Raw genomic sequence first — 9,956 nt, 5'->3', positions numbered from 1 at the left:
TGGGCTGTTCTCGTTCGTGGAGCTACCGCAGGTCAGGGCGGTCGTACTGCGCGCCGGCCGGGTTCGACGGCAGGCAGCCGAACACGATCGCAGCCGCGCTGACGAACAGCGCGATCAGCCAGAACGGGCCTGCCAGGTTCGCGTCGTGCACGCGACGCCAGCCCAGCGCGATGCCCGGCACGATCGTGGCGAGCCACCACAGGAAGGAGAGGCCGAGCAGCACGAAGGCGAACGGCGACGGAGCGCTGCTCCCCGTGGGGTTGCCGTACTCGTCGACGCCGCTACTCGCCCCGACCGTCGCGAACAGGACGGCGTAGAACCCGCCGAACAACACGATGGTCACGATGGCGTTGGCGAGGACGAAGTACCAGAACTCACTCCGACTGGCGCGCCCGTCGAACCGGGCGTACTTCTTGAAGAACCGCGTGAACGCATCGAGGAACCCGATGCCGTACCACGGCGCCCAGAGCGGCGGGGCGCCGTCAGGCCCGAGCGGGATCGGCTGCGCGAACTGCGGGTACGGGTCGGCGTAGGGCTGGGCGTACGGCTGCTGCCCGTACCCAGGCTGCTGCCCGTAGCCCGGCTGCTGCCCGTAGCCAGGCTGCTGCCCGTACCCAGGCTGCTGCCCGTAGCCCGGCTGCTGCCCGTACCCGGGCTGCCCCTGCGGCTGGTCGCCGCCCGGCTGGCCCCACTGCGGCGTCCCGTCGTTGCTCATCGGCTCGTGTCCGGACGGTCGTACCGCGCGCCCTGCGGGTTCGAGGGCAGCAGTCCGAAGACGACACCGGCGACGCCGATGAACAGCGCGATGATCCACAGTGCACCGGACAGGTTCGCGTCGTGCAGGCGTCGCCAGCCCAGGGCGAGCGACGGCACCAGGGTCGCGAGGCCCCAGAGCACCAGCAGGACGAGCACCACCCAGAAGATCGGCGGGACCGGGTCCACCACCTGGTACGCAGTGCCGTAGTAGTCGACCGTCCGGGCGTTGAGCGTGGTGAGGCGGATGACGGCGCCGATGGTCACCAGGGCCCCGGTGACGATCGTGTTCGCCAGGAACCACCACCAGAACTCACTCCGACTCGCACGACCGCTGAACGTGGCGTACTTCGCGAAGAAGCGGGCGATGGCCTTCGGGAACGAGATGCCGTACCACGGAGCCCATCGCGGCGGGACGCCCGCGGCGCCGGTCGGCTGACCGGTCTGCTCCGCGGGCGTCCACTGCTGCGTGCTCTCGGTCATCGGACACCCTGCGGACGGTCGTACCGCGCGCCCTGCGGGTTCGAGGGCAGCAGACCGAAGACGATGCCGACGATGCCGACGAAGAGCGCGATGATCCACAGCGCACCGGGGAGGTTCGCGTCGTGCAGTCGGCGCCAGCCGAGGGCGAGCGTCGGGACGATGATCGCCAGGCCCCAGAGCAGGGCGACGATGCCGACGATGACGAAGAGGGCGGACGGCTCGGTGACGGTCGACTGGACGCTGGTGGACGTCGCAGTCGACATCGACACGGTCGAGCGTTCGGAGGTGGCGATGCCGATGCCGTACAGGATGCCGAGGACGATGCCGATGATCCCGTTGGCCAGGTACCACCACCAGAACTCGCTCCGGCTGGCGCGACCGCTGAAGGTCGCGTACTTCTTGAAGAAGCGGCCGACGGCCTTGCCGAACGAGATCCCGTACCACGGTGCCCACAGCGGCGGTTCCCCGTCGGGCCCGGTCGGCGGCTGCTGGCCGTACTGCGGCGTGCCACCGAACTGGGCGTTCGGCTGGTTGTTCGGATCCTGCGGGTACTGGTCGCTCACGTGGTCCCCCTCGAGTGTTGGCTGATGTACACGTCCGAGTCAACCAGAACTCCCGAGCGGGCGGCAGGGCCGATCCGCCGCGCTACCCCTGCTGCGGCCGGTCGTACTGCTGCCCCTGCGGGTTCGTCGACATCAGGCCGATGATCAACGAGAACAGGATGCCGATGGGCGGGATGATGAAGAACAGCGCGAACATGCCGCTGAGGTTCACGTCGTGCAGCCGGCGCACGGTCAACGCGATGAACCCGAGAGCGCAGGCGAGGCTCCAGAGGCTGCCGAGTCCGTCCGAGCCGTCGTTGACGAACGGCAACACGTCGAACCCGCTGCCGATGATGCCGGCGGCCGCCGACCCGATCAGGTACCAGAGCGCCCAGAACCAGTACTCCGACTGGCTGGCCCGACCGTCGAAGCGCACGTACTTCTTCCAGAACCGCAGGAACGCCTGGGGGAAGGGGATGCCGTACCAGGGCGCCCAGAGCGGCGGCTCGGATCTCCCACCACTCGGCTGACCCGGACCGGGCTGTCCGTACTGCCCTGGAGGCTGCTGCCCCGGCTGCCCCCACGGCTGCTGGCCGGACTGCCCCGGCTGCTGCCCGTACGGGTCCCTGGGTGGGTACTGGTCACTCATGCGTGCGTTCCTTCCGGCGTGGGCTGTCGGTCCACACAGAGTGTGGCACTCCCCCGAGCCGGCGAGCGTCATCCGCGGGGACGACACCCGGCTCGATCTCGCGTCAGGGCAGGAGGGCGAGCTTGCCCCCGGGGTGCCCGGACTCCAGCAACTCCGCCGCCGCCTTCGCCTCGGACAACGGGAACGTCCGCGCGACCGGGACCTCGAGCCCTCCGGCACCGGCGAGGTCGATGAGCCGCTGCCGCACCGAGTCCCGGAACGCCTTGCTGGCCGGCTGTGCCCCACCCACGGCGGCGATGCCGTCCGATGCGGCCCGCGCCTGCGCGGCGATCGTCACGATCCGTGACCGGTCCGCGACCAACGCGAGCGAGACGTCGACGGCCTCGTCGGTGCCGACGCAGTCCAGTGCCACGTCGATGCCGGAGGGTGCGAGATCACGGACACGCGCCTCCAGGCCGTCGCCGTACGCGACCCATTCGCCACCGAAGCGTCGCACGACGTCCGCACCACGCTCCGACGCGGTGCCGATGACGCGCGTGCCGAGCAGCCGCAGCTGCTGGAGCAGGCTGACGCCGACCGCGCCCGAGGCGCCGTGCACCAGGACGGTGTCGCGCCCCTCGGCGCGGGTGACGCGGAGCATGTCGGCGGCGGTCGAGCCGGCGAGGAGCAGGTTGGCGGCCTCCGCGAAACCGAGCGCGGCGGGCTTCGCGAAGACGTCGGCCGCGGGCACCGTGACCGACTCGGCCCACCCGCCGCTGATGCGGAAGGCGAGGACCTCGTCGCCGACCACTCCCCCGCCGGACGCGATCTCGGTGTCGAGGCCGACGGCGGACAGGACACCGGCGACCTCGTACCCGACGGCGATCGGCAGGTCCGCGGGGTCGCCCTGGCGGGTGTGCTTCGTGTCAGCAGGGTTCATGCCGGCGGCGCGGACGGCGATCGTGACCTCGCCGGGGCCGGGCGCCGGCACCTCGGTGTCGACGTACTCCAGGACTTCGCTGCCGCCGAACCGTGGGGCCACCCAGTACTTCGTCATGCGGGCGACGCTACGCGTCGCGGCCCCGGGACGGACGGGAGGCCCGTCACCAGCTGGTGACGGGCCTCCCGTTCGTCGGTGCTGACGTCGTCAGGCGCGTGCGGACCGGATCCGGTCGGCGAACGCGGCGTGCAGCGGGTGCTCCGCACCGAGACCGGTGATCTGCGTGGCCACGTCGGCGTCCGACGTGTCCGATGCCAGGAGGGCCTGCAGTTCGACGCTCTGTTCGTCGTCCGCGACGTCGAAGCGGAGCGCAGCGGCCATCGCGTCGAGCAGCGCGGTCGGTTCGGTGCCGTCTTCGGCCAGCGCTGCGGCGGGCGAGACGAACCGCTCGTCACGCGACAGCTTGCGGAGCGGCTGTCGGCCGACGCGGGTCACCGTGTCGGGCAGGTGCGGGTTCTCGAACCGGCCGATGATCGCCTGCACGTAGGCGCGGTGCACCTCGGGGTCGAGCTCGTGCCGGCGGACCAGCAGATCGCTCGTCTCGGCGAACACGGACTCGAGCTCGGAGCGCACGGCGGGGATCGCGATGGCGTCCGAGATCTTGTCGGCCCCGGCGACGAAGCCGTGGTACGCGACGGTGGCGTGTCCGGTGTTGACCGTGAAGAGCTTGCGCTCGATCGAGGCGGCGAGGCCGTCGACGTAGTGCGCGCCGGGGATCTCCGGCTCGTTCCCACCGAACGGTGTGCGGTCGATGGCCCACTCGAAGTAGGTCTCCACGGTCACGTCGAGTCCGCCGCCCTCGGGCTGCGCGGGCACGATGCGGTCGACGGCGGTGTTCGCGAACACGGCCTTCGCCAGGGCGGCGTCGCGGCCGTCCTCGGGCAGGGCAGCGACGATGAACTCGCGCAGGCGGTCCGTGGCGTTCAGGGCGTTCTCGCACGCCATCACGGCGATCGGTGCGGCGTCCGCGTCACGGGCGACCAGCGCGCGTGCGATGACCGGGGCGATGAACTTCAGGACGTTCGGGCCGACGGCGCACGTGACGATCGCGGCCGTCGCGATCTCGGCGACCACGCCGTCCTCGTCCTGCGCGCTGTTCAGTGCGCGGAAGTCCGTGACCTCGTGGTCCTGGGCGCCGGACCCGACCTCGTGCACGGTGTACGAGTCGGCTGCGGCCAGGGCGTCGATGAGCGGGGCGGCGACGTCGGCGAAGACGACCTCGTACCCGGCCTGGTGGAGCAGGAGCCCGACGAAGCCACGGCCGATGTTGCCGGCGCCGAAGTGGACGGCGGTGCTGGTGCTCACTCGTTGACCTCGCCGAGGATCGCCAGGATCGCGGCGGTGTCGGCGGCGTCGGTGAGCTTCTGGACCTCGTCCTCGTCGGAGAACACGATCGCGATCTTCGACAGGATGTCGAGGTGCTCGTTGTTCACGCCGGCGATGCCGACGACGAAGCGCACGGGGTTGCCGTCCCAGTCGATCGGGCTGGCGTAGCGGATGAACGACAGGGCGGACGACTTGATGGCGTCCTTCGCGTCGTTGGTGCCGTGCGGGATCGCGAGGAAGTTGCCCATGTAGGTGGACACGCTCTTCTCGCGCTCGAGCATCGCCGGGTAGTAGTCGGCCGTGACCGCGCCCGCAGCTTCGAGGATCTCGGCCGCCTCCTTCATCGCCTCCGACTTGGTCGGCGCGGTGTCCTCGGTGTGGATGCGGATCTGGCTCTCCTGCAGGACGGGCATCGGGGGTTCTCCTTGTGTTGAGGACGTGATGGAGGGGACGGGTCAGCCCCGTCCCCTCCGATACTGCACTTCGTTACTGGTTGTGGCGTTACTGGTTCTTCAGCTGCTCGACGACCTGGTCGTACTGCGGCGCGTTCATGAAGTTGCCGACCGACACGTGCTGCGCGTTCGGGTTCTTCTGCTTCGCACGGTCCGTCAGCTCTTCCTGCGTGATGATCAGGTCCTCGTCACCGGACAGGTTCGCGATCGCCTTGTTGGAGACCGTGACCCCTTCGATGCCCGCCTTCTTGATCTTGTTGCGCAGGACGCTGGCGCCCATGGCGCTGGAGCCCATGCCGGCGTCGCAGGCGAAGACCAGGTTCTGGACCTTCGTCGCCGTCGCCGTGCTCGCCGAGCCGACGCCGCCGAGGGAGGCCTCGGCCTCTTCCTCGTTGGCCGGGGAGTTGTTGCCGAGCAGGCCGGCGGTCGCGGAGTTGACGTCGCGGCCCTTGTTGGCCTGGAGCTTCGCCATCGCGGCGCTCATGTCGCCACCGTTGCCGGAAGCAAGGTCACGCTTGCGGCTGGCGAGGAGGAAGAAGGTCGCGACCGCGAAGGTGACCGCAGCGGAGAGGACAACAGAGAGGATGACCCCGACGAAGCTGTCCTTCGCTGTCGCACCGAGTACAGCGATGATCGAACCCGGGGACGCCGGAGCGACGAGCCCGGACTTGAAAGCGACGTTGGTGGCGACACCGGTCGCACCACCGAGGATGACGGCGATGAACATGATCGGCTTCTGCAGCACGAACGGGAAGTAGATCTCGTGGATGCCGCCGAAGAACTGGATGATGATCGCGCCGGGAGCGGTCGAACGGGCGATGCCGACACCGAAGAAGGTGAAGGCGAGCAGCAGGCCGAGGCCGGGGCCGGGGTTCGCCTCGAGCAGGAACAGGATCGACTTGCCCGACTCCTTGACCTGGTCTGCGCCAAGCTGGTCGAGCACACCGTGGTTGATGGCGTTGTTCAGGAAGAACACCTTGGCCGGCTCGATGATGACGCTGGCGATCGGCAGGAGCGAGTGCTGGACGAGGAAGTCGACAGCGGTGCCGAGGCCGTTCGCGATGGCCTTGAAGACCGGAGCGAGGAGGAAGAAACCAGCCATCGCCAACGCGAAACCGAGGATACCGGCCGCGTAGTTGTTGACGAGCATCTCGAAGCCGGGCTTGATCTTGCCGTCCCAGATGCGGTCGATCTGCTTGATGAGGTAGGCGCCGAGCGGACCGCAGATCATCGCGCCGAGGATCATCGTGGTCGGGTTCTTCTCTCCCGCGTTGGCCCCGAGGATGACGCCCATCGTCATGATCGAGCCGACGACGGCACCACGGGTCTCGTAGACCATGCGGCCGCCCTGGATGGCGATCGCGAGCGGGATCAGGTAGGTCAGGATCGGGCCGACGACGCCGATGTTGGCGATGCCGTTCGTCTCACCGAACCCGCCGAGGATCCCGACGGGCGTCCACCCGGTCTCGATGAAGAAGGCCGTGATGATGCCCCACGCGATGAAGATCGCGATGTTGGGCATGACCATGCCGGAGAGGAACGTGCCGAACTTCTGAACGGCGACGCGTGCGCCGCCCCGCGACTTCGCGGGTGCGTCGGGCGCTGCAACGGACGACGTTGTCATGTGCGGTGACTTTCTGTGTGGTGGAGCTGCTGCGTGGTGCTGGGAGTGGTGGGTCAGGCGGCGTGCACCGCGGACGCGGCAGCGGACTTCGCGGCCGCCGCCGTGCTCGCGGCGAGTGCCGCCGTCGCCATCTCGCGGGCCTGTTCGAGCGTGTAGCGACCGAGTTCGGCGCGCACGTCGGCCAGGGCCGCGGGGGTCATGGAGAGGGTGGTGGCGCCGAGACCGACCAGGACGACGGCGAGCAGCGGGTCGGCTGCTGCCTCGCCGCAGATCCCGACGGGCTTGCCGGCGGTCGCGCCCGCGGTGCCGAGCTGCGCGACGAGGCGCAGGACGGCGGGGTGCCACGGGTCCTGGTAGGACGCGACGGTGCCGAGCATGCGGTCGGCGGCCATCGTGTACTGGGTCAGGTCGTTCGTGCCGATCGACACGAAGTCGGCGTTCTGGAACACCTGGTCGGCCATCAGCGCGAGCGACGGCACCTCGGCCATGACGCCCGCGGTGCGGATGCCCAGCTCACGCGCCAGGGTGACGAAGTACTCGGTCTCCTCAGCGTCGGCGACCATCGGGGCCATCACCCACAGGTCGGCCTCGGTCGCGGCGTCGGCCTGGGCGAGCGCGGTGAGCTGGTCGCGCAGGACCTCGGGGTGGTTCCGCAGGGCACGGAGACCGCGGCGCCCGAGGGCGGGGTTCTCCTCGTCCTTGTCGGTGAGGAACGGCAGCGGCTTGTCGGCGCCGGCGTCGAGCGCACGCACGACCACCTTCTTGCCGGGGAACGCCGCGAGGAGCTGGCGGTACGACTCGGTCTGCTCGTCGACCGTGGGGGCCTTGGGCGAGTCGAGGAAGAGGAACTCGGTGCGGAAGAGCCCCACGCCCTCCGCACCGAGAGCAACGGCGCCGGCGGCGTCGGCGGGGCTGCCGAGGTTCGCGAGCAGGGGCACGACGTGGCCGTCGGCGAGGGCACCGGCGGTGAGCGGTGCCGCTGCGGCGGCGAGGCGGTCGGCGATGCGGCGCTCGACGTCCGCGACCAGTGCGGCGTCGGGGTCGGTCACGACCGTGCCGGCGATGGCGTCGACCACGACGGACTGGCCGTCGACCAGGTCGTCCGCACCGGTCACACCGACGATTGCGGTGATGCCCTTGGCACGGGCGAGGATGGCGGTGTGCGAGGTCGGGCCGCCGTCACGGGTGACGAGCGCCAGGACCTTGTCGAGGTCGAGCAGGGCGGTGTCGGCCGGTGCGAGGTCGCGGGCGACGAGGACGAAAGGGGTGTCCGACTCGGGGACACCGGGGGCGTGCACGCCGCGGAGCTTGGCGATGATGCGCTGGGCGACGTCGTCGAGGTCGGCCGCGCGCTCCCCCATGTAGCCGCCCATGCCGACGAGCAGGTCGCGGAACTGTGCGAAGGCCTCGTACACGGCACGCTCGGCGTTCGTGCCGCCGTCGATGCGGGCGTGCACGTCGTCGAGCAGCGTCGGGTCCTGCGCCATCAGCGCCTGGGCCTCGAGCACGGCCTGGGCGTCGCCACCGGCGAGCTGTCCGCGCTTGTTGAGGTCGTCCGCCACGGCGGCGAGTGCGTCGTGCACGGCCTGCTTCGCGTCGTCCGCAGAACCCACCAGGGCATCCTTCGACGGTTCGCCGAGCGGGTCAGCCATCCGGAGCACGGGGCCGTGGGCGACGCCACGGCCGACGCCGGTGCCGAGCAGTTCGGACATTCGAGACTCCTTCATCTCACACGCGCTTGCGGTGGGGTGGATCGTTCGGTGCACGCGGCACGGGAACAGACCACGCCCGTGCGGCTGATCAGCACACTACCCCGATCAGCGTTGACAAACAAACACATCCGGGGATAAAAATACAGAAACAGATGCCCGTTTGCGTCTGGCGGATCGACCGACGGCACCGACATCACGGATGTCGCGCCCGAACATGTCCGTTCCGTTCCGACCCGAGACGACGAGGTCCGATGTACGCACCAGAACGCCACCAGCGCATCGTCGAGCAGGCGCGCGCGCAGGGCCGGGTGGACGTCAAGGACCTGGCCGAGCTGCTCGCCGTCACGCCCGAGACCATCCGCCGCGACCTGACGAGCCTCGAGCGCCGCGGCCTCGTCCGGCGCGCGCACGGCGGGGCGATCCCGGTCGAGCGCATCACCCTGCACCCCGGCGTCGGTGACCGCGGCGGCATCAACCAGACCGAGAAGATGGTCATCGCCGAGGCCGCCCTGGCGGAACTGCCCGAGAACGGCTCGATCATGATCGACGCCGGCACCTCGACCATCTGCCTGGCCGAGATGCTCCCGACCGACCGCGGCCTGACGGTCGTCACGCACTCGCTGCCGGTCGCCACCGCCGTCGCGAACCGCCCGGGCCTCGACCTGCACCTGCTCGGCGGCAACATCCGCAGCGACTCGCTGGCCGGCGTCGGCACGTGGACGCACCAGCTCATCGGCATGGTCAGCGTCGACGTCGCCTTCATCAGCATCAACGGCATCACGCCGGAGCGCGGCCTGACGACCCACAACGTGGCCGAGGCCGCCGTGAAGAGCGCGATGATCAAGTCCGCACGGCGGAGCATCCTGCTCGCCGACCACACCAAGTTCGGCCGCGAGGAGTTCGGACGCGTCGCCCCGCTCGCCGCGATCGACACGATCATCACCGACCCCGCCGTCAACCTCGACCTGGTCCGCGAGGTCGAGGCCGCCGGCACCGAGGTCTTCTGGCCCGGCCGAGCCTGACCGTGCCCCGTTCCCGCCCACCCAGCGCTCGCTAGCATGAGCCAACCACCCGTCGACAGGAGTACATCGATGTCCGAAGCCACCCGCACCGTGACCGTCGCCAGCGCATCCGGCCTGCACGCTCGCCCCGCCTCCCTCTTCGTCCAGACCGTGACGGCGTCGGGGCACCAGGTCACGATCGCCAAGGGCGACAAGTCCGGGAACGCCGGCAGCATCCTCGCCCTGCTCGGACTCGGCATCGAGCACGGCGACGAGGTCACCCTCACCGTCTCGGGCGACGACGCCGAGACCACCGCGGACAGCCTGGTCGAGTTCCTCGGGACGGACCACGACGCGGCCTGATCGCGCAGGTCGCGTCCTGCACGCGACCACCAGACGGACGGGAGGCACGGTGCCAGCTGGCACCGTGCCTCC

At 69.9% G+C, this 9,956-nt stretch carries 11 protein-coding genes; 2 read left to right on the top strand and 9 right to left on the bottom strand.

Going from position 1 to position 9,956, the window contains the following annotated elements; all coding sequences use genetic code 11:
- Positions 1-22 precede the first annotated feature (22 nt).
- The 9 genes from H489_RS0120015 to ptsP form a co-directional block, all read right to left on the bottom strand.
- Positions 23-715, bottom strand: coding sequence for a DUF805 domain-containing protein (locus H489_RS0120015; RefSeq protein WP_017888735.1), 693 nt, complete (start codon positions 713-715; stop codon positions 23-25).
- Entirely contained in the window at positions 712-1,236 is a 525-nt protein-coding gene (locus H489_RS35910) for a DUF805 domain-containing protein (protein ID WP_017888734.1), read from the bottom strand. The genes H489_RS0120015 and H489_RS35910 overlap by 4 nt, the downstream gene beginning before the upstream one ends.
- A complete protein-coding gene (locus H489_RS35905; RefSeq protein ID WP_017888733.1) occupies positions 1,233-1,799 on the bottom strand; it encodes a DUF805 domain-containing protein in 567 nt (188 codons plus the stop codon). The genes H489_RS35910 and H489_RS35905 overlap by 4 nt, the downstream gene beginning before the upstream one ends.
- Positions 1,800-1,881: 82 nt before the next feature.
- Positions 1,882-2,427 (bottom strand): DUF805 domain-containing protein, encoded by a 546-nt coding sequence (locus H489_RS35900; RefSeq protein WP_017888732.1) that lies wholly within the window; start codon positions 2,425-2,427, stop codon positions 1,882-1,884.
- A 103-nt stretch (positions 2,428-2,530) separates the two neighbouring features.
- Positions 2,531-3,463, bottom strand: coding sequence for a quinone oxidoreductase family protein (locus tag H489_RS35895; RefSeq protein ID WP_017888731.1), 933 nt, complete (start codon positions 3,461-3,463; stop codon positions 2,531-2,533).
- A gap of 90 nt (positions 3,464-3,553) precedes the next feature.
- Positions 3,554-4,711 carry a mannitol-1-phosphate 5-dehydrogenase gene (locus H489_RS35890; RefSeq protein ID WP_017888730.1) on the bottom strand — a complete coding sequence of 386 codons (1,158 nt, stop codon included), beginning with the start codon at positions 4,709-4,711 and terminating at the stop codon, positions 3,554-3,556.
- Positions 4,708-5,145 carry a PTS sugar transporter subunit IIA gene (locus H489_RS35885; protein WP_017888729.1) on the bottom strand — a complete coding sequence of 146 codons (438 nt, stop codon included), beginning with the start codon at positions 5,143-5,145 and terminating at the stop codon, positions 4,708-4,710. The genes H489_RS35890 and H489_RS35885 overlap by 4 nt, the downstream gene beginning before the upstream one ends.
- Before the next feature lie 88 nt (positions 5,146-5,233).
- On the bottom strand, positions 5,234-6,808 hold the full coding sequence (locus H489_RS35880) for a PTS mannitol transporter subunit IICB (RefSeq protein ID WP_031260552.1): 1,575 nt from the start codon (positions 6,806-6,808) through the stop codon (positions 5,234-5,236).
- A 53-nt stretch (positions 6,809-6,861) separates the two neighbouring features.
- Positions 6,862-8,520 carry a phosphoenolpyruvate--protein phosphotransferase gene (gene ptsP / locus H489_RS35875; protein WP_017888727.1) on the bottom strand — a complete coding sequence of 553 codons (1,659 nt, stop codon included), beginning with the start codon at positions 8,518-8,520 and terminating at the stop codon, positions 6,862-6,864.
- Positions 8,521-8,771: 251 nt separating this feature from the next.
- On the opposite strand from ptsP, the gene H489_RS35870 reads away from it, so the two are divergent.
- Both H489_RS35870 and H489_RS35865 read left to right on the top strand, forming a co-directional pair.
- Complete coding sequence (locus H489_RS35870; RefSeq protein ID WP_017888726.1) at positions 8,772-9,542, top strand: DeoR/GlpR family DNA-binding transcription regulator; 771 nt, start codon at positions 8,772-8,774, stop codon at positions 9,540-9,542.
- Between the two features lie 69 nt (positions 9,543-9,611).
- Positions 9,612-9,884 (top strand): HPr family phosphocarrier protein, encoded by a 273-nt coding sequence (locus tag H489_RS35865; protein ID WP_017888725.1) that lies wholly within the window; start codon positions 9,612-9,614, stop codon positions 9,882-9,884.
- The last annotated feature ends 72 nt before the right edge of the window (positions 9,885-9,956 follow it).

This window comes from Curtobacterium flaccumfaciens UCD-AKU, assembly GCF_000349565.1.
GTDB classification, from domain to species: Bacteria; Actinomycetota; Actinomycetes; order Actinomycetales; family Microbacteriaceae; genus Curtobacterium; species Curtobacterium poinsettiae.
Note: the sequence above shows the minus strand (reverse complement) of the source record. Positions and strands in the feature narration are given on the sequence as shown.